A 20,462-nucleotide genomic window follows, 5' to 3' on the forward strand; every position below is an offset into this window, starting at 1 on the left:
TGCACGGGGTGTGCTGCTTGTCAGCGTTTGCACCGCACCATGTCATCCCCGCGTCACAGCCGGTGGTTACCGTTGCGGCATTGTTCTGTTGCCTGAATGCCGTTGCCATGCCGATCCTCTCCCTTCTGCCCCTGAACGCGACCATCGCCGCCGTGCTGGCCGTGACCGCCAACGCCTGGGGCCTGCCTGCTGCCGCCGTGCAGGCCGCCTGATCTCTCTCGCACGCCAGGCGCTCGCCCTGCTCGCGGGGCGCCTGGCTTGACAATCCGGTGCTTGCGCTTTGTCCGCAGCCCATCGTGATGTCTTCTCTTGTCTCCCCTCCGCCACCGGTTCGCCTGCGTGCCCTCGCGCACCGCGACCTGGCCGATCTTGTGGCCGTGCAGCAGGCCTGCTATGGCGCGGGCCATGGCTGCTTGATGCGCAGCGGCCTTCGCGGCGCGTAACGCCAGTGTCATGGCGCGTTCACGGGCCGGTCATGCGGCCCCGGCATCGTTGCAGCACCTTCAACGCCGATAGCCACCATGCTCCGAATCACTTCGATTGCCGCCTGCGCCGCACTGCTGTGCGCAGCCACTTCCACCGCCCTGGCCCAGCAGGCCTACCCCGCCACGCTGGCGGGCCACGCCGTGCTGCCCGCCCTGACGCTGATTTCCGCGCCCAAGGATGCGCCGGTCGACCTGCAGACCAGCGGCAAGTTCACCACCGGCAGCCGCGTTGAGAAGCTGGCCAGCGTGGAAGGCAAGTCGGTCGGTCGCCCCACCGGCATTGCGCTGCCGTTCAAGGGCCAGCCGCTGCAAGGCCATTCGGGCATCAAGCACATGGCCGACGGCTCGTACTGGGTTTTGACGGACAACGGCGCTGGCTCCAAGGCCAATTCGCCCGATTTCATGCTGCACCTGAGCCACTACAAGGTGGACTTCCAAAGCGGCAAGTTCAACCGCCTGAAAACCGTGTTTCTACAGGACCCCGACAAGAAGCTGCCGTTTCGCATCACGCACGAAGGCAGCAAGCAGCGCTACCTGACCGGCGCCGATCTGGACCCCGAGAGCTTCCAGTTCGCCGGCGGCGCGCTGTGGATCGGTGAGGAGTTTGGCCCCTTCCTGATCAAGGCCGACCTGAACGGCAAGGTGCTGGCCGTGTTCGAGACCCAGGTGGACGGCAAGCTGGTGCGTTCGCCCGATGCGCCCGGAATGCTGGTGCCCGGCGCCCCCGATGCCAAGCCCACGGCGTTCGAGGTCAAGCGCTCCAAGGGCTATGAAGGCATGGCCGCCAGCAAGGACGGCAGCAAGCTCTATGCGCTGCTCGAAGGTGCGTTGTGGAACGAAGAGGCCAAGGCCTACGAAAACCTGGGCGGCAAGCAATACCTGCGCGTGCTCGAATTCGACGTAAAGAGCGAGCAATGGACAGGCCGCCACTGGAAGTACGTGATGGAAGCCAACCACCACGCGATTGGTGACTTCAACATGATCGATGGCAGCACGGGCCTCATCATCGAGCGTGACAACGGTGAAGGCACGGCCGACAAGGCCTGCCCCGAAGGTCAGAAACGCAGCGACTGCTTCCACGACCTCGCGAAGTTCAAGCGTATCTACAAGGTCGAACTGAGCGACAGCAATGTGGGTGGCGAGATCCGCAAGATCGGCTACATCGACCTCATGAACATCCAGGACCCGCAGCGCCTGGCGAAGAAACCTCTGAACAACGGCGTGCTGACCTTCCCGTTCTTCACCATCGAGAATGTGGACGTGGTGGACGGCACGCACATCGTGGTGGGCAACGACAACAACCTGCCTTTCAGCAGCAGCCGCGAGCCCAACAAGGCAGACGACAACGAGCTGGTGCTGCTGGAAGTGGGTGAGTTGCTGCGCGCCAAGTAGGGTGACACCCCCCTGAGACGCTTCGCGTCTTCCCCCCGCTCTCGCGCTCCGCGCGGGCAGGGGGACGCAGCCCTCGCTGCGGGGCGGCCCTTGCTCGGCTGTCCTGGCCTGGGTCGCGCCAGTTTTGAGCGCTGCAGACGGGTGCGATGCCCCGGAAAGACGGGCGCGTGTGGGGGGGCAACCCTTGCGCCACCCGTGGATGCTGCGGGTGGCAAAATTACTGGCTCTCCTTCCAACGCTCCACAAGCCGCGCCACCATGTTCACAGGCATCGTCCAAGCCACGGCAGGCATCGCCGCCATCCATGACCGCGCAGGCCTGCGCACCTTCACGCTCGATTTTCCCGCGGGCTTCTGCCAGGACTTAGGCCTGGGCGCCAGCGTGGCCACCGACGGCGTTTGCCTCACGGTCACCGAGATCCTCTCGCCCACGCAGGCCAACTTCGACGTGATGCTGCAGAGCCTGAACATCACCACGCTGGGCAGCTACGCGCAGGGCGACCGCGTGAACGTGGAGCGCGCGGCCAAGGACGGCGCCGAGATCGGCGGGCACCCGCTGTCGGGCCATGTCGATTTCACCGGCACGCTGATCGAGCGCCGCGAGTTCGACAACAACCTGGTGTGGCGCATCGCCGTGCCCGAACCGTTTCGCCGCTACATCTTTGCCAAGGGCTACATCGCCATCCACGGCGCCAGCCTCACGGTGGCCGAGGTGAACCGCGCCGAGGGCTGGTTCGAGATCTGGATGATTCCCGAGACGCGTCGCGCCACCGTGTTTGAAAGCAAGAAAGTGGGCGACCACCTGAACATCGAGATCGAGCGCAGCACGCAGGTGATGGTGGACACCGTGCGCGAGGCCGTGCATGAAAGCCTGGGCCGCCTGCAACCCGTGCTGGAGGCGCTGCTCCAGGAGAAGGGGCTGTCGCTCGAAGACTTCGTGCAGCCGCCCGCTGCATCGCACTGAACTGCGCACCAGGCGATCCTGCTGCGTCTGAAAAGTGCCTTTGCGGGCCCCATCGGGCGCCTGTCATGCCCCGTCGTCATAATGCGCGCCATGCCAAACCGCTGGAAACCCAACGTCACCGTGGCCGCCATCATCGAGCGCGATGGCCGCTTTCTGCTGGTCGAAGAAGACACGGCCGACGGCCTCAGGCTCAACAACCCGGCTGGTCACCTGGACCCGGGCGAATCACCCATCGACGCCTGCGCGCGCGAGGTGCTGGAAGAGACCGCCCACGACTTTGCGCCCGCTGCCCTGGTGGGCGTGTACCTGAACCGCTTCACCCGCACGCGCACGGGCGATGACATCACCTACCTGCGCTTTGTGTTTACCGGCACGCTGGGCACGCACCATGGCTGGCGCGCGCTCGACGAAGGCATCGTGCGCACCGTGTGGATGACCCTCGAAGAGTTGCATGCCAGCGCCGACCGCCACCGCAGCCCGCTGGTGCTGCAGTGCGTCCAGGACTACCTGGCCGGGCAGCGCGCGCCGCTGGGGCTGATCCATACCGACGCGAGCGTTTTACAAGGCGTAGCGGCCCTCTGACGGGGCCGCTGGGTGGGTACGAGGCCGCCTGGGCCTCGCCGGGTTGCACTCCCGGAATCAGTCTGCCGTGAGCTTGCGCTCCTTGATGATGGCGGCCCACTGGGCCGATTCCTTCTTCATGAAGGCCGTGAACTCGGCGCGCGTGGTGGGCTGGGGCGTGAGCCCGTGCTTGAGCAGGGCTTCCTTCACGCCGGGATCCTGAAGCACCTTCACGATCTCCTGGTTCCAGCGGTCCAGCAGCGGCACGGGTGTCTTGCCCGGCGCCACGAAGGCATACCAGTTCAGCGCCTCGAAGCCAGGAAAGCCCGACTCGGCCACCGTGGGGATGTTGGGCAGGTAGGCCGGGCGCGTCAGGCCCGTGGTGGCCAGCGGGATCAGCTTGCCGGTTTCCACATGCGGCATGGCTGTGGGCGGCGCGGCAAAGTACGAGGTGATGCGCTCACCCAGCAGGTCCTGCAGCGCCGGGGCGCCGCCCTTGTAGGGCACATGCACCATGTCCACGCCCGCGCGCTGGTTGAACAGCTCGCCCGCCAGGTGCGAGGCCGAGCCCGCGCCGGTGGAGGCAAAGTCCACGCTGCCGGGCTTCTTCTTCGAGAGCTGGATGAACTCTGCCAGCGTCTTCACGCCCGCGCCCTTGTGCACCACCAGCACGTTCGGGAAGTTCACGCCGCCCGAGATGGGCGCCAGGTCCTTGAACGGGTCGTAGCTCAGCTTCATCAGGTGCGGCGCGATGGTGAGCGGCCCCACCGAGCCGAACAGCAGCACCGTGCCGTCGGGCGCCGCATTGGCGACGAACTGGTGGGCGATGTTGCCGCCCGCGCCGCCCTTGTTGTCCACCACCACCGACTGGCCGATGTTCTCGCCCAGTTTCTTGGCGATCAGGCGCGCAGCGGCATCGGCAGCGCCACCCGCAGCGAAGCCCACCACCAGCGTGACGGGTTTCTTGGGCGGAAAGTCCTGGGCGCTGGCCGTGCCGGCCAGCAGCAAAGTGGAAGCAGCGAGCGCAGTGGCGCGCAGCAATTGGCGTTTGTTCATGAAGGTCTCCTCGGGTTGTGGTGGTGTCGTGGGTGGGTGGGGATGAAGGTGGCGTTCAGTCCGCGCCCAGTCCTATGGGGTTGGGCTGGCGCTTTTCGACCGCGTGGCGCAGCAGCGCCGCGGTGCGGAAGATGCCATGGCCGAACTTGCCGTAGGGCATGGTGGCAAACAGCGCCATCACCGCGCCCAGGTGCAGGCACAGCAGCAGCGCCAGGGCCGGTGTGCCGCGCACCAGCCACAGGGCCAGGCCGCTGGTGGCGGTGAGGAACAGCAGGGCGATGAAACCACGGTCCATGGGCTTTTGCGCGGCGTCGCCGTGCAGCGGGTGGCGGCGCAGGTTCAGCCGCCACAGGCCCGCCGTGCCCAGCGCCAGCATCACGCCGCCTGCTGCACCCAGCAGCTTCGGGAGGCTGGGCAGATCGTAGGGCGCCGCCCAGCCCAGCAGGTAGTGGTAGAGCGTGGCCACGCTGGTGGCGGCAAAACACAGCAGAAAGCCGTAGAACGTGAGATGGTGCAGGCGCCGGCGTGCGAGCGTGTAGGCGTCGTCCTCGTTGTGGCAGCCGTCGCCGTGGCCGCCGTCCAGGTATTTGAGGCGCAGCACGGCGTCGGTGGCTTCGGCTGCGGCGGGCGCACTCAAAGGCGCGCCGCTGGTGGCGGGCGTGATGCTGCGCCAGAAGCGGTGCACGCCCATGCCCAGCGCGAACACCACGAACAGGAACACCGGGGCAAACAGGCCCACCAGCAGGTTGTGCGGGAAGATGCCGTAGAAATCGCCGCCGGGTGCGCTCCACAGCGTGCCTTTCAAGGCCACGGCCAGCACCAGGAACAGCGCCAGCCCCGCTGCCAGCGCCAGCGACAGCGTGAGCCCCTGGCGCTGGTACAGCGCACCCAGCGCGGGCGGCCAGGCGTAGTCGGCATAGGTCTGGCCGCGCACCTGGGCCATGGCCTGGGGCACATTCACCGCAAACTCGTGCGGCGGTGCGTACTGGCAGGCGTGCAGGCAGGCGCCGCAGTTGTGGCACAGGTTGGCCAGGAAGTGGATGTCGGCCTTGCCGAATTCGAGCCGCCGCGTCATGGCCGGAAACACGGCACAAAAGCCCTCGCAGTAGCGGCAGGCATTGCAGATCTGCATCTGCCGCGCCACTTCGGCTTCGGGGGCCGACAGCACGATCTCGCCGTTCGCCAGCGCCCGGGCGTCGCGCGTCAGGGCTTCAAGCGATTGCATGGTTCGCTCCATTTTTTATAGCTTCAGGTGATTTATCTGTAAGCGCTGGAGGCTGTTGTGATGCCAAAGCCGCCTGCGCCGCGTTCGTGCCCGCAATGCGGCCAAAGGCCGTGCCAATGCTCATGCCCACGCCGGCCGTGTAGCCCTTGCCCAGCACGTTGCCGGCCATCATTTCGCCGGCGACAAACAGGTTGCTGCTCGGCTGGTTGTGGAAGCGCACGGCGGCCGTGTCGTCGGTGTGCAGGCCCAGATAAGTGAAGGTCACGCCGGGCTTGAGCGCGTAGCCGTAGAACGGGCCGGTGTCGATGGGCCGCGCCCAGTGCGTCTTGGCGGGCGTGACGCCTTCGGTGTGGCAGTCGTCCAGGGCCGTGTGGTCAAACTGGCCCACGCGGCAGGCGGCGTTGTAAGTATCGAGCGTTCGCATGAAGGTATCCACCGGCAGGCCCAGCTTTTGCGCCAGTTCGGGCAGGCTGTCGGCCTTGACGCCGGGGAAAACGGGCGGCATGAAGCGGCCAATCGCCTTGCTGTCGATGATCGAATAGCCGATCTGCCCTGGCTGCTGCGCCACCAGGCGGCCCCAGATGGCATAGCGCTTGGGCCAGAAGTCCTCGCCCTCGTCGTAGAAGCGCTCACCTTCTCGGTTGACCACCACGCCCAGCGAAACGCAGTCGATGCGCGTGCAGATGCCGCCGTCATACAGCGGCGCGCGCGCGTCGATGGCCACCATGTGCGCCTGCGTGGGGTCGCCAATGCGGTCGGCGCCATGGTCGTCGAGCAGGTGCTTGAGCAGCACGCCCCGGTTGTAGGCCGTGCCCCGGATCAGGAAGTTGTCTGCCGGCCACTCGCCGCGCTCGTTCTGGCCCCAGGCCTCGCGCAGCCATTCGCGGTTCGATTCAAAACCGCCCGCTGCCAGCACGCAGGCCCTGGCGGTGATGCGCTCGGGCTGGCCGTTGACGGTGCAATGCGCCGCGATGAAGCGGCCGTTGTCGATCTCGATGCGGTCCACCGGCGCTTCGTAGCGGATCTGCACGCCCAGTTTTTCGGCGCTGCGGTAGTAGGCGTTCACCAGCGCCTTGCCGCCGCCCATGAAGAAGGCATTGGTGCGCGCCACATGCAGCGCGCCCGACAGTGGCGGCTGAAAATGCACGCCGTGGCTGCGCATCCAGTCGCGGCAGTTGCTGGACGCGCGGATCACCAGGCGCGCCAGATGTTCGTTGGTCAGGCCGCCCGTCACCTTGAGCAGGTCCTGCCAGTATTCTTCTTCGGGATAGGCCTCGACCAGCACATCCTGCGGCGCATCGTGCATGCAGCGCAGGTTGCGCGTGTGGCCCGAGTTGCCGCCACGCCAGGCGCGCGGCGCCGATTCGAGCAATAGCACGCTGGCACCGGCCTCGCGGGCCATCAGCGCGGCGCACAGGGCGGCGTTGCCGCCGCCAATCACGAGCACATCGGGCGTCATGGTCAGTTCTTTTCATTCATGGGAGTTGTGAATGTAGAAAAAATACCCCCGTTTGCGCAGGGGTTGCGCAGCATGGCCCCATCACGGATCGTGATGGCTCCTGTGTTTCGCGCCCTTTCGCACCAGACCGCTCGGGCTCAGCGTGAACGGTGGGTGCTTTTTTTGAGAAGGCCAGAAGCACTGCGGGCCTACGCCAACGTGGCGCCAATCCACCGACCCGACTGCACCAGCTCGCGCACGCAGTCGCCCAGCACCACGCGGGCGGCCAGGGCTGCCGGCGAAAGCTCGTCGTCCGACAGGCTGCACAGCGCGGCGGGGCGGTAGGCCGGGCCGTCCTCGATTTCGGCCAACACAAAGCGCTCTGCCGCATCGGCATAGCGGCCCACGGCCGCCCAGGGCTGGATGGTGCTGCCCAGGCCCATGTCCACCGCGTCCATCAGCAGCGCCAGCGAATCGATCTCCATGGCCATGCGCGGCGCCACGCGCGCCTGGGCAAAGGCCGCATCCAGCCGGCTGCGCAGGCCGTGCGGGCCGGTGGGCAGGATCAGCGGCTCATCGGCAAGCTGTGCCAGGGCCACCTTGCGTCGCAGCGCCGGCTTGCGCACGCCGCGCTGGGCCGAGCGGATCAGGAACAGCCGCTCTTCCAGCAGCGGCAGCACGCTCCAGCGGCGCGCGGGCTGGGTGTCGAACAGCACGGCCAGGTCGAGCTGGCGCGCGTTGAGCATGTTCGACAGGTGGCCCGACAGGCTGCCCACCATGTGCAGCCGCACATCGGGGTAGCGCTCGTGCATGGCGCGCATCAGCGGCACCCCCAGCACCGAGGCCGTGGTGGGCGACAGGCCCACGCTCACCGTACCTGTGAGGCGCGCCTGCTGCGCCGCCCGCGCGGCCTGGTCGGCATGGCGCAGCGCCAGTTGCGCCTCGCGAAAAAACGCCAGCCCCGCCTCGGTGGGCACAGCGCCCTTGGCCGTGCGCTGCAGCAGCCGGGTGGAAAGCTCGCCCTCCAGGCGGCTGATCTGCTGGCTCAGGGCGGACTGCACCATGTCGAGGTCCAGCGCCGCCCGGCCCATGGAGCCGAGTTCGACGATGCGGACGAAATAGCGGAGTTGGCGCAGTTCCATGGGGAGCGATGGTCGCACAGTGACGCCATGCGGCCTTGGTCTATTGAATTGGAGAGCGTTTTCACGGGGGGAGATTCGGCCGCGCTGGGAGGGATGAGATGCGAGCGATCCTCCGTGCGTCAGGGGTGATGGCGATTTCGGAGATGGGTGAGGGGTGGCCATCCAACAGCGACTCTCGTTTGAACTGGTCGCACCGAAGCCGCCCCGACGCTGAGGTCTCGCGACCAGCGAAGAGTCATCGCCACGGGCAGTGCGCTGAGCAGACGCGCTTTGCCATACCGCTTGGCAAGGCGTGCAGACCTGTATCTAATGCGATGATCCAGGGGGTGCGACTCCGCATCAGACCGGACTGCACAGGAGAGATCATGCGTGAAACTCTCGAGACGGATTACCTGGTGGTCGGCACTGGAGCGGCCGGCATGGCCTTCACCGACGCTTTGCTCAGCCACTCTGACGCCACCGTCACCCTCGTGGACCGCCGCCACGCGCCAGGTGGGCACTGGATCGAAACCTACCCCTTCGTGCGCCTGCACCAGCCCTCCGCGTTCTACGGCGTGTCGTCGGTGCCGCTGGGACGTGGCACGGTGAACCCCAGCGGCGTCAACGCCGGGTTCCACGAGCAGGCGAGCGCCGACGAACTGCGCGCGTACTACACGCAGGTGTTGGACCAGCACTTCCTGCCGACCGGACGCGTGCAGCACCGGCCTTGCAGCGATCACGCCATCGGGCCCGACGGACGCCACTTCATCACATCGCGCCTGACCGGCGCGGTGCAGGAGGTGCGCGTGCGGAGCAAGTGGGTCGACACCGGCTACCTCGAAGGGCGCATTCCCGCCACCAGCCCGCCGCCGTTCGAGGTGGCCGAGGGCGTGCGCTGCGTGACCGCAGGCGATGTCGTGCGTGTGACCGACCCGCCCGAGCGGGTCGTGATCATCGGCACTGGCAAGACGGCGCTGGACACCTGTGTCTGGCTGCTGACGCAGGGCGTGCCGGCCAGCAGCATCCAGTGGATCCGGCCACGCGAAGGGTGGTGGCTGAACCGGCGCTTCCACCAGCCGGCGGAAGGCCTGCCCGCCTTCTTCGCCGGCGTTGGCCTGCAACTGAAAGCCATGGCGCAGGCCACGTCGGCCGACGATGTGTTTGCCCGGCTCGAGGCCGACGGCTTCTTCCTGCGGGTGGACTCCACCGTGGCGCCCACGATGAGCCATGGCGCCATGGTCAGCGAGGCCGAACTCGCCCTGCTGCGCCAGATCGGCGACGTGGTGCGGCGCGGGCATGTGCGCCGCATCGAGCGCGACCGCATCGTGTTCGACGACGGTGCGGTTCCCACCGGCCCCGGAACGCTGCACGTGCATTGCGCCGCCGTCGGCCTCGCGCGGCCGCCGCTGCGGCCGATCTTCGAGGCCGACCGGGTGACTCTCCAGCCGCTGTTCTGGAGCTTCGCCTGCTACCCCTTCGCACTGCTGGGCGTGGTCGAGGCCACCATTGCTGACACCGGCGAGAAGAACCGCATGTGCCCGCCGATCCATTACTGGGATGCGCCCCGCGACTATCTGACGGCCTACCTGGCGCTGCTGGCGCACGAGCGCGCGCGCTTGGTCCACCCCGCCGTGGTGGCCTGGGCCAAGGGCACGCGGTTGAACCCCCTGTCGGGTCTGAGCGCCCACCGCGACCACCCGCTGGTCGCGCAGACGTGGGACATCGTCAAGCAGTACGGCCCGGCGGCTGCGGGCAACCTGGTCAAGCTGCTGCATTGAAGCCCGTCACATCGACGCGCTCGACCACACCATCGGCAGACCCCCGAGACCTCGTCACGCCCAACGCCTGAGCCTTAGGGATGGTTCCGTTCCGAGGGGCTCATGCCCACCTTGCCGGTACGCGTTCTCCAACCTTGCGCAGGCCGTCCAGTGCATAAAAAATACAATCAGACCAATGACTGCACCTACCAAACAGCGCGTTGTCGTCGGCCTCTCGGGGGGCGTGGACTCCGCCGTCACCGCCTACCTTCTCAAGCAGCAGGGCCACGAGGTGGTCGGCATCTTCATGAAGAACTGGGAGGATGACGACGACAGCGAATACTGCTCGTCCAACATCGACTTCGTGGACGCGGCCGCCGTGGCCGATGTGATCGGCATCGAGATCGAGCATGTCAACTTCGCCGCCGACTACAAGGACCGCGTGTTCGCCGAGTTTCTGCGCGAATACCAGGCGGGGCGCACGCCCAACCCCGATGTGCTGTGCAACGCCGAGATCAAGTTCAAGGCCTTTCTCGACCACGCCATGCGCCTGGGCGCCGAGAAGATCGCCACCGGGCACTATGCGCGTGTGCGCCAGAACCAGTCCACCGGCCTGTTCGAGCTGCTCAAGGGGCTGGACCCGAGCAAGGACCAGAGCTACTTTTTGCACCGGCTGAACCAGGCGCAGCTGTCGAAAACGCTGTTCCCCGTGGGCGAGCTGCACAAGACCGAGGTGCGGCGCATTGCCGAAGAAATCGGGCTGCCCAATGCCAGGAAGAAGGATTCGACCGGCATCTGCTTCATTGGCGAGCGGCCGTTCCGCGAGTTTTTGAACCGTTACATCCGCCATGCACCAGGCCCCATCCAGGATGACCGGGGGCGCACGCTGGGCCAGCATGTGGGGCTGAGCTTCTACACCTTGGGCCAGCGCCAGGGACTGGGCATTGGCGGCGTGAAGGCCAAGGGCGCCGAGCTGAAGGCGGCGCTGGAGCGCGGCCAGCGCGGCGTGGGTGAGCATGCGCCCTGGTTCGTGGCGCGCAAGGATCTGGACAAGAACGTGCTGCGCGTGGTGCAGGGCCACGACCACCCCTGGCTGCTGTCGCACCGCCTGGATGCCCAGGACGCGAGCTGGTGCGCGGGCCAGGCACCCGCGCCCGGCGTTTATGCCGCCAAGACGCGCTACCGCCAGCAGGACGCAGCGTGCACCCTTTCGGGTGCGGAAGACGGGGGCGTGTTCCAACTGCAGTTTGCCGAGAACCAGTGGGCCGTCACGCCGGGCCAAAGCGCCGTCCTCTACGATGGCGAGGTCTGCCTGGGTGGCGGCGTGATTGCGTGGGCGGCCGACTGAACGCAGCCACCAAGTCCGCGCGTACCGCAAAAGCGCTATCCAGCGTTTGCCAATGGTTCGCCAGATAGACCGACGCCGGGGCAATTGACCCCGGCGCCCGAATCTCTCGCTAGAAAGTCAGGTGGACCTGCGCAGTCCCTTGAAGCCGAGGCCCAGCAGCGCCAGAGCCAACAAGCTAAGCGTTCCAGGTTCTGGAACTTGGGTGGGACCTCCACAGCCGTTGCTGAAACCCGATGCGGGTTGCGTGGTGGTACCGTCGAACGTGGCGACGACGCAGTCGAGCCGTACCTCTGCGGTGCTCGGCGCCGAGAACTGCATCCAGGTGATGCCCGCGAACAAGTTGCCGAAGCTTGCGATGTAGCCGGTATTCTTCAACAAGTCGCCGGCCAGGTTGCCCGCGTTGACACCTTCATAGAACGTGACATCCGGTAGCGGAAGGCCATCCCAATTCGTGCCCAAGGCAAAGGTGTAGCTATGCAGCACATTCGAACCCGGAAACGTGCCCGTGCCGCCTGTAACCGTGATGGCATTCTCCGCACCTGTACCGTTGCCCGTCAGTAGGAAATAGAACGAATCCAAGGTGAACGTCCCGAACCCTGAGGCATCTGGAGCCTGGTTCGATGAGCCTTGGAGCGTTGACCCTGTCGTTGGACGCGTCATCAATGGCAGCACGCCTTGCGTGCCTTCGATCACACAACTGCCGTTGCCGCCGTTGGTGGAGTCGGCGCAGAGCGTGGAGGATTGAAGGTTGGTGGGGTCGAAGAGGAAATTTCGATCCACGTCGCTGTACCACTTCCAGCCGTTGCTGGCGTCATCGAAGTGAATCAGCTGCGTCACGGTGGTGGCCGTTGCTGCGATTGGCGCAGCCAGCACGCCAGCGGCCAGTGCCGCCACAAACATTGATTTCAACATGTTAGCTCTCCTGGTGATGTGAGATTTCGGTATGAAACCCCTCGCCGGGAAAAGTCACGCATAACTCGTGCCGAGTCATGAAAATCATTTGAAATCAGTGGGTTGCTACGCAGTGGCGGCGCCATGGCCGGCCGCCTGTCAAAGATCTCGACAGCCGCGTCGTGGCATTCAGCCAGGTCATGTGGGAGCCGTCCAAATCTGATCTCGATGATGCAAATGACAACGGGTGCCAGAAGGCACCCGTTGTCATAGGTGGTTGATAGGTTTTAGAATGGAATGTCGTCGTCCATGTCGTCAAACCCCGAGGCCGCGCGCGGGGCCTGCGCCACCGGGGCGGGTGCGGGCCGGGGGGCAGGTGCTGCGGGGCGTTGCTGCATGGGGGCGGGTGCACGGCGGGGGGCTTCGTAGCCGCCGCCCTGGTCGCCGCCGTAGCCGCCGTCGTCATGGCCGCCACCCTGGCCACCCATGCCCTGGCGGCCGCCCAGCATCTGCATCTGATCGGCACGGATTTCGGTGCTGTACTTTTCCACGCCGGCCTGGTCGGTCCACTTGCGGGTGCGCAGGCTGCCTTCGACATACACCTGCGAGCCCTTGCGCAGGTACTGGCCCACGATCTCGGCCAGGCGGCCGTTGAAGACCACGCGGTGCCACTCGGTGGCTTCCTTCATTTCGCCGGTTTGCTTGTCTTTCCACTTGTCGGTGGTGGCAATGGTCACGTTGGCCACCTGGTCGCCACTGGGAAAAGTGCGCATTTCAGGGTCGCGGCCCAGGTTGCCGACGATGATGACTTTGTTGATGGATGCCATGGTGGTGTCTTTGCCTTCAAAGGGTGAAAGCGCCGGATTTGAGGGAATTCCAGGCGCCAAAAAGCTGCATTGTGCCGCAACCGGGGGCTGCGCTCACGGCCTGCGGCAGGGCCATATTTCAGTGCCCGCCGCCGGCGTTGCGGCCCACGGGCTGCAGGGGCCAGGTCAGCACCAGCCACAGGGCGGTCAAGGCGGCGGTGGCGGCAAACAGCCCGGGGGCGCCGGCCCATTTCACCAGCGCGCCGCCCAGTGCGCCGCCGGCAAACAGCCCCAGCGACTGCAGCGTGTTGTAGCTGCCCAGCGCCGCTCCGCGCACCGGCGCTGGCGCCATGCGCGACACCAGGCTGGGCTGGCTGGCCTCCAGCGCATTGAAGCCGCAAAAGAACAGAAACATCAGCGGCCCCAGCACCCACAGCGTGGGCGTGGCGCCGCTGGTGGCCAGCGCGCCCAGGCCCAGCTGCACCAGCAGCACCAGCGCAATCGCGCCCAGCAGGGCGCCGCGCAGTCGGCCGCGCCGCTCCAGTGCAAACAGCCCGCCCATGGCCACGAACGACAGCACCACGGCCGGCAGGTACACCTGCCAGTGGTGGTCTTTGGTCAGGCCGGCCTGCACCAGCATGGCGGGCACGGCCACCCACATCGACAGCTGCACGGTGTGCAGCACGAACACGCCCAGGTTCAGGCGCAGCAGATCGGGGTGGCGCCACACATCGGCCAGGCGGCCGCGCGGCGCGTTCTTGTGCGCGGCCGACTCTGCCGGCACCCACCACAGCACCACGGCCACGCCGGCCAGCGCCAGGGCGCAGGTCAGGCCAAAAAGGCCCGCCAGGCCGATATGGGCCGTGAGCACGGGTGCCGCCACCAGCGCCACGGCAAACATCAGGCCAATGCTGCCGCCCACCAGCGCCATGGCCTTGGTGCGCACGGCGTCGCGCGTCTGGTCGGCCAGCAGGGCGGTGACGGCGGCCGACACGGCCCCGGCGCCCTGCAGCGCCCGGCCCACCAGCAGTCCGGTGAGCGAATCGGCCAGCGCGGCCAGCAGGCTGCCCGCCGCAAACACCAGCAGGCCCAGCACGATGACGCGCTTGCGCCCGAAACGGTCGGAGGCCATGCCCAGCGGCAGCTGCAGCACGGCCTGGGTCAGGCCGTAGATGCCCATGGCCAGGCCCACCAGCGCGGGGTCGTCGCCGCCGGGGTATTTGCGCGCTTCCAGGGCAAAAACCGGCAGCACGAGGAACAGGCCCAGCATGCGCAGCGCAAAGATCAGCGCCAGGCTGATGCTGGAGCGGCGTTCCAGCGGCGTCATGGCCGTGGAGGGGTTTGCGGGGGTGGGCGAAGAGGTTGGGGGGGGCACGGTAATGTCAGACACGCTCAAAAGGGGCCGGTGGGCCTGGGCCGCAGAAGCGATAAAGCGTTTGATTGTCCGCGATCCGCGCACAGGCTGCCCGGACGGCGCCCTGCATGGAATGCCCCGCGTCACTATCATGGTGGGTTTTTCTGCTTTCTGGCGTGCGCCCCACTGTGAACCCTTCCCTGCCCCAACGTCCTGCCGATGACCAGCCTTCCGGGCCCCCGGGTCTTTACCTGGGACATGCCCTGGCGCAGGCGCGCATCAGCATCCGCGGGGCGCGCACGCACAACCTCAAGAACATCGACCTGGACATTCCGCGCAACCAGCTGGTGGTGATCACGGGGCTGTCGGGTTCGGGCAAGTCCAGCCTGGCGTTCGACACGCTGTATGCCGAGGGGCAGCGGCGCTATGTGGAGAGCCTGTCGGCCTATGCGCGGCAGTTTCTGGGGCGGCTGGACAAGCCCGATGTCGATCTGATCGAAGGCCTGTCGCCCGCCATCAGCATCGAGCAGAAGGCCACCAGCCACAACCCGCGCTCCACCGTGGGCACGGTGACCGAGATCCACGACTACCTGCGCCTGCTGTACGCCCGCGCGGGCACGCCGTATTGCCCCGACCACGGCCTGCCGCTGGCGGCGCAGACCGTGAGCCAGATGGTGGATGCCGTGCTGGCCCTGCCCGAGGACACCAGGCTCATGGTCCTCGCCCCCGTGGCGCGCGAGAAGAAGGGCGAGTTCACCGAGCTGTTCGCGCAGATGCAGGCGCTGGGCTACATCCGCTTCCGGGTGGACGGCCAGATCCATGAGCACGAGAACCTGCCGCAGCTCAAGAAAACCGAGAAGCACAGCATCGACGTGGTGATCGACCGCGTGAAGGTGCGCGCCGACCTGCAGCAGCGCCTGGCCGAGAGCATTGAGGCCGCACTGCGCGTGGGCGGGCACGAAGGCAACGGCCGCGTGCTGGCGCTGGAGATGGACACGGGGCAGGAGCACCTGTTCAGCAGCAAATTTGCCTGCCCGGTGTGCAGCTATGCGCTGGCCGAACTGGAGCCGCGCCTGTTCTCGTTCAACTCGCCCATGGGCGCCTGCCCGGCCTGTGACGGCATTGGCCAGCGCGAGGTGTTCGATGCGGCGCGCGTGGTGGCCTTTCCGTCCTTGAGCCTGGCCAGCGGCGCCATCAAGGGCTGGGACCGGCGCAACGGCTACTACTTTGCCATGCTGGAGAGCCTGGCCAGGCACTACGCGTTTGACATCGAGGCACCGTTCGAATCACTGCCCGCGCCCGTGCAGCACGCCATCCTGCACGGCTCGGGCGAGGAAGAAATCGCCTTCAGCTACATCATGGACAGCGGCGCCTCCAAGGGCAAGGCTATCGTCAAGAAGCATGTGTTCGAGGGCATCCTGCCCAACATGGCGCGCCGCTGGCGCGAGACTGATTCAGTGGTGGTGCGCGAAGACCTGGCCCGCTACCGCGGCACCCAGCCCTGCCCCGAATGCCAGGGCCAGCGCCTGCGCCGCGAGGCCCGCCATGTGAAGCTGGGCGAGGGGGCGCAGGCCCGCGCCATCTATGAGGTGAGCCACGCCACGCTGAGCGATGCCCATGCCTGGTTCAACGACCTCAAGCTCACCGGCGCCAAGGCCGAGATTGCCGACAAGGTGGTGCGCGAGATCGCCACGCGGCTGCAGTTTCTGAACGACGTGGGCCTGAGCTATTTGAGCCTGGACCGCAGCGCCGAGACCCTCTCCGGCGGCGAGGCGCAGCGCATCCGCCTGGCGTCACAGATCGGCTCGGGCCTGACGGGCGTGATGTATGTGCTGGACGAGCCCAGCATCGGCCTGCACCAGCGCGACAACGACCGCCTGATTGCCACGCTGCAGCACCTGCGCGACATCGGCAACAGCGTGATCGTGGTCGAGCACGACGAAGACATGATGCGCGCCGCCGACCAGGTGATCGACATGGGCCCCGGCGCCGGCGTGCACGGCGGCCGCGTGATGGCGCAGGGCACGTACGACGAAGTGCGCGCCAATGCGCAGTCGCTCACGGGCCAGTACCTGTCGGGTGCGCGCACCATTGCCGTGCCCCGGCGCCGCACGCCCTGGCTGCCGGTGCTGGAGCCGGCCGCGCCGGTGGTCGAGGCCAAGGCCAAGTCGCGCTTTCCGCAGACCGAGGCCAGCAAGCGCCGCGCCGAGCGCATGGCCGAGCACCATGCCCGCCAGGGCGCCGTGCAGGCGCTGCGCGTGGCGGGCGCCACGGGCAACAACCTGCAGGACGTGACGGTGGATTTCCCCGTGGGGCTGCTCACCTGCGTGACGGGCGTGTCGGGCTCGGGCAAGAGCACGCTGGTCAACGACACGCTCTACAAGGCCGTGGCGCGCCAGCTGTACCGCGCGCACGACGAGCCTGCGCCGCACGAAGAGATCGTGGGCATCGAATACTTCGACAAGGTCATCAACGTCGATCAGTCGCCCATCGGCCGTACGCCGCGCAGCAACCCCGCCACCTACACCGGCCTGTTCACGCCCATCCGCGAGCTGATGGCCGAGGTCAACACCGCCAGGGAGCGCGGCTACGGCCCCGGGCGTTTTTCCTTCAACGTGGCCGGTGGCCGCTGCGAGGCCTGCCAGGGCGACGGCGTGGTGAAGGTGGAGATGCACTTTCTGCCCGACGTGTACGTGCCTTGCGACGTGTGCCACGGCCAGCGCTACAACCGCGAGACGCTCGAAGTGCTGTGGAAGGGCAAGAACATCGCGCAGATCCTGGAGCTGACGGTCGAGGACGCCGCCGCCTACTTCAAGGACGTGCCCACCATCGCGCGCAAGCTGCAGACGCTGCTCGACGTGGGCCTGTCGTACATCCGCCTGGGCCAGGCGGCCACCACGCTCTCGGGCGGCGAGGCGCAGCGCGTGAAGCTGGCGCAGGAGCTATCGAAGCGCGACACCGGCCGCACGCTCTACATCCTCGACGAGCCCACCACCGGTCTGCACTTTGCCGACATCGACCTGCTGCTCAAGGTGCTGCACCAGCTGCGCGATGCGGGCAACACCATCGTCATCATCGAGCACAACCTCGACGTCATCAAAACCGCCGACTGGCTCATCGACATGGGCCCCGAGGGCGGCGCGGGCGGCGGCACCGTGGTGGGCGTGGGCACGCCCGAGGAACTGGCGGCCAACCCGGCCAGCCACACGGGGCGGTATCTGGCACCGTATTTGGGACAGATATCTGGATGAAAATGGCTTCTCGCGCATATCCATCAGGCGTCGAGAGCTATTGCATTGAGGGCTGATCCATGCGTGCGTGAAGCCAGCTTGCGGTACAGCGTCTGGCGGCTGATGCCCAGCTGGCGCGTTGCCTGTGACAGGTTGCCGCGTGCGGCTTGCAGGGCCTGGTCGATGGCCGTGCTGGACAGTTGCTGCAAGCTCAATGCGCCGGGGGGTAAAGGCATGGGCGCAAGGTGGGCGCCAACTGTTCCAGTTCGTGACAGGTGTCGCGGCCCGGCACAGTGCGGTGTTGTCCGTCGCGACAGGTCTACACCCTGGCCGGCAGAAAAACTCCAATGAAATCAAGGCCCCACGCGCCGGCGCGTGCTGGCATGCGTCTTGAGTAGAGGGTGGGTATCGGACGGACCCGCAGGGTCGGCCCGATGCACACAACCCTCGCAGGAGACATGCACCATGACCGTTTACGCAGCCCCCGGCGCCGCTGGCGCCAAGATCGCCTACCAGCCCCGGTACAACAACTTCATCGGCGGCCAGTTCGTGCCCCCGGTCAAGGGCCAATACTTTGATGTGATCTCGCCGGTCAACGGCAAGGTCTACACCCAGGCCGCCCGCTCCACCGCCGAAGACATCGAGCTGGCGCTGGACGCCGCGCACGCCGCAAGCGACGCCTGGGGCAAGACCGACGCCGCCACGCGCGGCAACATCCTGCTGAAGATTGCTGACCGCATCGAACAGAACCTGGAGCTGCTGGCCTATGCCGAAACCGTGGACAACGGCAAGGCCATCCGCGAGACGCTGAACGCCGACATCCCGCTCACCGTGGACCATTTCCGCTACTTTGCGGGCTGCGTGCGGGCACAAGAAGGTGCCCTCTCCAACATCGACGAGAACACCGTGGCGTACCACATCCAGGAGCCGCTCGGCGTGGTGGGCCAGATCATTCCGTGGAACTTCCCCATCCTGATGGCGGCCTGGAAGCTGGCCCCTGCGATTGGTGCGGGCAACTGCGTGGTGCTCAAGCCGGCAGAGTCCACGCCCATCTCCATCCTCATCCTGGCCGAGCTGATTGCCGACCTGCTGCCGCCCGGCGTGCTCAACATCGTCAACGGCTTTGGCCGCGAGGCCGGCATGCCGCTGGCCACGAGCAAGCGCATCGCCAAGATCGCCTTCACCGGCTCCACCAGCACCGGCCGCGTGATTGCCCAGGCCGCCGCCAACAACCTCATCCCCGCCACGCTGGAGCTGGGCGGCAAGAGCCCCAACATCTTCTTTGCCGATGTGATGGACAAGGACGATGCGTTTCTGGACAAGGCCATCGAAGGCCTGGTGCTGTTCGCGTTCAACCAGGGCGAGGTCTGCACCTGCCCATCGCGCGCGCTGATCCAGGAATCGATCTATGACCAATTCATGGAACGCGTCTTGAAACGCGTGGCCGCCATCCAGCACCAGAACCCGCTCGACACCGACAGCATGATGGGCGCCCAGGCCAGCAAGGAGCAGCTCACCAAGATCCTGAGCTACCTCGACCTGGGCAAGCAGGAAGGCGCCGAGGTGCTGGCCGGCGGCGGCCAGGCCCACCTGGGCGGCGACCTGGAGGGCGGCTACTACGTGCAGCCCACGCTGTTCAAGGGCCACAACAAGATGCGCATCTTCCAGGAAGAAATCTTCGGCCCCGTGCTGGCCGTCACCACCTTCAAGGACGAGGCCGAGGCGCTGGCGATTGCCAACGACACGCTGTATGGCCTGGGCGCCGGCGTGTGGAGCCGCAATGGCAATGTCGCCTACCGCATGGGCCGCGCGATCAAGGCCGGGCGCGTGTGGACCAACTGCTACCACGCCTACCCCGCGCACGCGGCGTTTGGCGGCTACAAGGAATCGGGCATCGGGCGCGAGACGCACAAGATGATGCTGGACCACTACCAGCAAACGAAGAACCTGCTCGTCAGCTACAGCGAAAACAAGCTAGGCTTCTTCTGAGGGGCGGCGGCCCACAGACCGTCCCTGGCGTCGTTGCTCCGTCTTGCCGTAGCGTTGCTACTGTCTGCGACGGAGACGCCTAGCCAGAAACGGCCTGTGAACCGCAGGACACGCTGCTGGCGGCGCGTTGTTCCAACGCGCCGCTTTTTGCTTCTTTTGCATCGCACGCTGGAGACAACCATGGTCGAAAAAGTCATCGCCACCCCCGCCGCGCTGGAGCTGGTGGCCTTTCTGCAAACCAAGCACGGCCCCGACTTGATGTTCCACCAGTCGGGCGGCTGCTGCGACAACAGTGCGGCCAACTGCTATCTGCCCGGCGAGATCACGATGGGCGCGGGCGACGTGTACCTGGGCGACATCGGCGGCTGCCCGTTCTACATCGGGCGCGCGCAGTACGAGACCTGGAAACACACGCAGCTCATCATCGATGTGATCGAGGGAACGGGTGGCACCCTCTCGCTGGAGGGGCCGGAGGGCAAGGCCTTCCACACCCGTTCCCGCGTGTTCACCGCAGTGGAATTGGCAGAGCTGGCAAGGGAAGGCGAACGGGGTGTTGCATCGCCACCGCTGTTGAACAGCGAGAAATAATGCCCAAAACCGCCTCAAATGCGCATCTGGCGCGGATTTCGCCCACGATGTCGGTCACGCGGCGGATGGCGCCCACCACCTCACGGCCCTGCTCGGCTACGGTGCCGGCGGCCAGGGCAGACGGCAAAACCATGCGGGGCTGCACCATTCGTAGCGCAGTGCATGGATGCTCGCGCAAAGTGGTATTGGCTCCCATCAGGCGATGGCGGCAGCTGCTCGATGGCTTGGGGGCTATCGGCAGGCTGCAGACGCTGGTGAA

Annotated in this window: 17 protein-coding genes; 9 read left to right on the forward strand and 8 right to left on the reverse strand. The window is 66.6% G+C overall.

Going from position 1 to position 20,462, the window contains the following annotated elements; translation table 11 throughout:
- The first annotated feature begins 299 nt into the window (after window positions 1-299).
- The 4 genes from BLW02_RS19900 to BLW02_RS08030 all read left to right on the forward strand — a co-directional run bounded on the left by BLW02_RS19900 (window position 300) and on the right by BLW02_RS08030 (window position 3,421).
- Window positions 300-443 carry a hypothetical protein gene (locus BLW02_RS19900; protein ID WP_159433774.1) on the forward strand — a complete coding sequence of 48 codons (144 nt, stop codon included), beginning with the start codon at window positions 300-302 and terminating at the stop codon, window positions 441-443.
- Between the two features lie 78 nt (window positions 444-521).
- Window positions 522-1,877: an esterase-like activity of phytase family protein gene (locus BLW02_RS08020; RefSeq protein ID WP_092697833.1), complete on the forward strand. Its 1,356-nt coding sequence runs from the start codon at window positions 522-524 to the stop codon at window positions 1,875-1,877.
- 257 nt (window positions 1,878-2,134) lie between these two features.
- Window positions 2,135-2,839 (forward strand): riboflavin synthase subunit alpha, encoded by a 705-nt coding sequence (locus BLW02_RS08025; protein WP_092697834.1) that lies wholly within the window; start codon window positions 2,135-2,137, stop codon window positions 2,837-2,839.
- A gap of 90 nt (window positions 2,840-2,929) precedes the next feature.
- A complete protein-coding gene (locus BLW02_RS08030) occupies window positions 2,930-3,421 on the forward strand; it encodes an NUDIX hydrolase (RefSeq protein WP_026435573.1) in 492 nt (163 codons plus the stop codon).
- A gap of 57 nt (window positions 3,422-3,478) precedes the next feature.
- On the opposite strand, the gene BLW02_RS08035 is transcribed toward BLW02_RS08030, so the two are convergent.
- From BLW02_RS08035 to BLW02_RS08050, 4 genes are all read right to left on the reverse strand, one after another.
- The gene (locus tag BLW02_RS08035; protein ID WP_026435572.1) at window positions 3,479-4,456 is read right to left on the reverse strand and encodes a Bug family tripartite tricarboxylate transporter substrate binding protein; all 978 of its coding nucleotides are present in this window, start codon (window positions 4,454-4,456) and stop codon (window positions 3,479-3,481) included.
- Window positions 4,457-4,511: 55 nt separating this feature from the next.
- A complete protein-coding gene (gene tcuB / locus BLW02_RS08040) occupies window positions 4,512-5,681 on the reverse strand; it encodes a tricarballylate utilization 4Fe-4S protein TcuB (RefSeq protein WP_092697835.1) in 1,170 nt (389 codons plus the stop codon).
- Window positions 5,668-7,140 carry an FAD-dependent tricarballylate dehydrogenase TcuA gene (gene tcuA, locus BLW02_RS08045; protein ID WP_092697836.1) on the reverse strand — a complete coding sequence of 491 codons (1,473 nt, stop codon included), beginning with the start codon at window positions 7,138-7,140 and terminating at the stop codon, window positions 5,668-5,670. The genes tcuB and tcuA overlap by 14 nt, the downstream gene beginning before the upstream one ends.
- Window positions 7,141-7,328: 188 nt before the next feature.
- Complete coding sequence (locus tag BLW02_RS08050) at window positions 7,329-8,261, reverse strand: LysR family transcriptional regulator (protein WP_092697837.1); 933 nt, start codon at window positions 8,259-8,261, stop codon at window positions 7,329-7,331.
- A gap of 365 nt (window positions 8,262-8,626) precedes the next feature.
- Between BLW02_RS08050 and BLW02_RS08055 the strand changes: the two genes are divergently transcribed.
- A complete protein-coding gene (locus BLW02_RS08055; RefSeq protein ID WP_092697838.1) occupies window positions 8,627-10,018 on the forward strand; it encodes an NAD(P)-binding protein in 1,392 nt (463 codons plus the stop codon).
- A 154-nt stretch (window positions 10,019-10,172) separates the two neighbouring features.
- Window positions 10,173-11,345, forward strand: a complete 1,173-nt coding sequence (gene mnmA / locus BLW02_RS08060) for a tRNA 2-thiouridine(34) synthase MnmA (protein WP_280140370.1) — start codon at window positions 10,173-10,175, stop codon at window positions 11,343-11,345.
- Between the two features lie 117 nt (window positions 11,346-11,462).
- Here the strand turns inward: mnmA and BLW02_RS08065 are convergent, their stop codons facing one another.
- The 3 genes from BLW02_RS08065 to BLW02_RS08075 all read right to left on the reverse strand — a co-directional run bounded on the left by BLW02_RS08065 (window position 11,463) and on the right by BLW02_RS08075 (window position 14,369).
- Window positions 11,463-12,257, reverse strand: coding sequence for a PEP-CTERM sorting domain-containing protein (locus BLW02_RS08065; protein ID WP_092697840.1), 795 nt, complete (start codon window positions 12,255-12,257; stop codon window positions 11,463-11,465).
- Between the two features lie 266 nt (window positions 12,258-12,523).
- On the reverse strand, window positions 12,524-13,063 hold the full coding sequence (ssb, locus tag BLW02_RS08070) for a single-stranded DNA-binding protein (RefSeq protein ID WP_092697841.1): 540 nt from the start codon (window positions 13,061-13,063) through the stop codon (window positions 12,524-12,526).
- 118 nt (window positions 13,064-13,181) lie between these two features.
- The gene (locus BLW02_RS08075) at window positions 13,182-14,369 is read right to left on the reverse strand and encodes an MFS transporter (protein ID WP_092697842.1); all 1,188 of its coding nucleotides are present in this window, start codon (window positions 14,367-14,369) and stop codon (window positions 13,182-13,184) included.
- 155 nt (window positions 14,370-14,524) lie between these two features.
- Between BLW02_RS08075 and uvrA the strand changes: the two genes are divergently transcribed.
- Window positions 14,525-17,647: an excinuclease ABC subunit UvrA gene (gene uvrA, locus BLW02_RS08080; RefSeq protein WP_425285655.1), complete on the forward strand. Its 3,123-nt coding sequence runs from the start codon at window positions 14,525-14,527 to the stop codon at window positions 17,645-17,647.
- Between the two features lie 23 nt (window positions 17,648-17,670).
- Here the strand turns inward: uvrA and BLW02_RS08085 are convergent, their stop codons facing one another.
- Entirely contained in the window at window positions 17,671-17,862 is a 192-nt protein-coding gene (locus tag BLW02_RS08085) for a helix-turn-helix domain-containing protein (RefSeq protein WP_425285656.1), read from the reverse strand.
- A 229-nt stretch (window positions 17,863-18,091) separates the two neighbouring features.
- On the opposite strand from BLW02_RS08085, the gene exaC reads away from it, so the two are divergent.
- Both exaC and BLW02_RS08095 read left to right on the forward strand, forming a co-directional pair.
- Entirely contained in the window at window positions 18,092-19,615 is a 1,524-nt protein-coding gene (gene exaC / locus BLW02_RS08090; protein WP_092697843.1) for an acetaldehyde dehydrogenase ExaC, read from the forward strand.
- A 180-nt stretch (window positions 19,616-19,795) separates the two neighbouring features.
- Complete coding sequence (locus BLW02_RS08095) at window positions 19,796-20,203, forward strand: DUF779 domain-containing protein (RefSeq protein ID WP_092697844.1); 408 nt, start codon at window positions 19,796-19,798, stop codon at window positions 20,201-20,203.
- Window positions 20,204-20,462: the final 259 nt, after the last annotated feature.

The sequence above is a fragment of the Acidovorax soli genome (assembly GCF_900107605.1).
Classification (GTDB): Bacteria; Pseudomonadota; Gammaproteobacteria; order Burkholderiales; family Burkholderiaceae_C; genus Acidovorax; species Acidovorax soli.

Bases quoted from the DNA above. Each gene is read 5' to 3' on its own strand.
- BLW02_RS19900 (WP_159433774.1), top strand. From the start codon at position 300: ATGTCTTCTCTTGTCTCCCCTCCGCCACCGGTTCGCCTGCGTGCCCTC.
- BLW02_RS08020 (WP_092697833.1), top strand. From the start codon at position 522: ATGCTCCGAATCACTTCGATTGCCGCCTGCGCCGCACTGCTGTGCGCA.
- BLW02_RS08025 (WP_092697834.1), top strand. From the start codon at position 2,135: ATGTTCACAGGCATCGTCCAAGCCACGGCAGGCATCGCCGCCATCCAT.
- BLW02_RS08030 (WP_026435573.1), top strand. From the start codon at position 2,930: ATGCCAAACCGCTGGAAACCCAACGTCACCGTGGCCGCCATCATCGAG.
- BLW02_RS08035 (WP_026435572.1), bottom strand. From the start codon at position 4,456: ATGAACAAACGCCAATTGCTGCGCGCCACTGCGCTCGCTGCTTCCACT.
- tcuB (WP_092697835.1), bottom strand. From the start codon at position 5,681: ATGCAATCGCTTGAAGCCCTGACGCGCGACGCCCGGGCGCTGGCGAAC.
- tcuA (WP_092697836.1), bottom strand. From the start codon at position 7,140: ATGACGCCCGATGTGCTCGTGATTGGCGGCGGCAACGCCGCCCTGTGC.
- BLW02_RS08050 (WP_092697837.1), bottom strand. From the start codon at position 8,261: ATGGAACTGCGCCAACTCCGCTATTTCGTCCGCATCGTCGAACTCGGC.
- BLW02_RS08055 (WP_092697838.1), top strand. From the start codon at position 8,627: ATGCGTGAAACTCTCGAGACGGATTACCTGGTGGTCGGCACTGGAGCG.
- BLW02_RS08065 (WP_092697840.1), bottom strand. From the start codon at position 12,257: ATGTTGAAATCAATGTTTGTGGCGGCACTGGCCGCTGGCGTGCTGGCT.
- ssb (WP_092697841.1), bottom strand. From the start codon at position 13,063: ATGGCATCCATCAACAAAGTCATCATCGTCGGCAACCTGGGCCGCGAC.
- BLW02_RS08075 (WP_092697842.1), bottom strand. From the start codon at position 14,369: ATGACGCCGCTGGAACGCCGCTCCAGCATCAGCCTGGCGCTGATCTTT.
- uvrA (WP_425285655.1), top strand. From the start codon at position 14,525: ATGGAATGCCCCGCGTCACTATCATGGTGGGTTTTTCTGCTTTCTGGC.
- BLW02_RS08085 (WP_425285656.1), bottom strand. From the start codon at position 17,862: ATGCCTTTACCCCCCGGCGCATTGAGCTTGCAGCAACTGTCCAGCACG.
- exaC (WP_092697843.1), top strand. From the start codon at position 18,092: ATGACCGTTTACGCAGCCCCCGGCGCCGCTGGCGCCAAGATCGCCTAC.
- BLW02_RS08095 (WP_092697844.1), top strand. From the start codon at position 19,796: ATGGTCGAAAAAGTCATCGCCACCCCCGCCGCGCTGGAGCTGGTGGCC.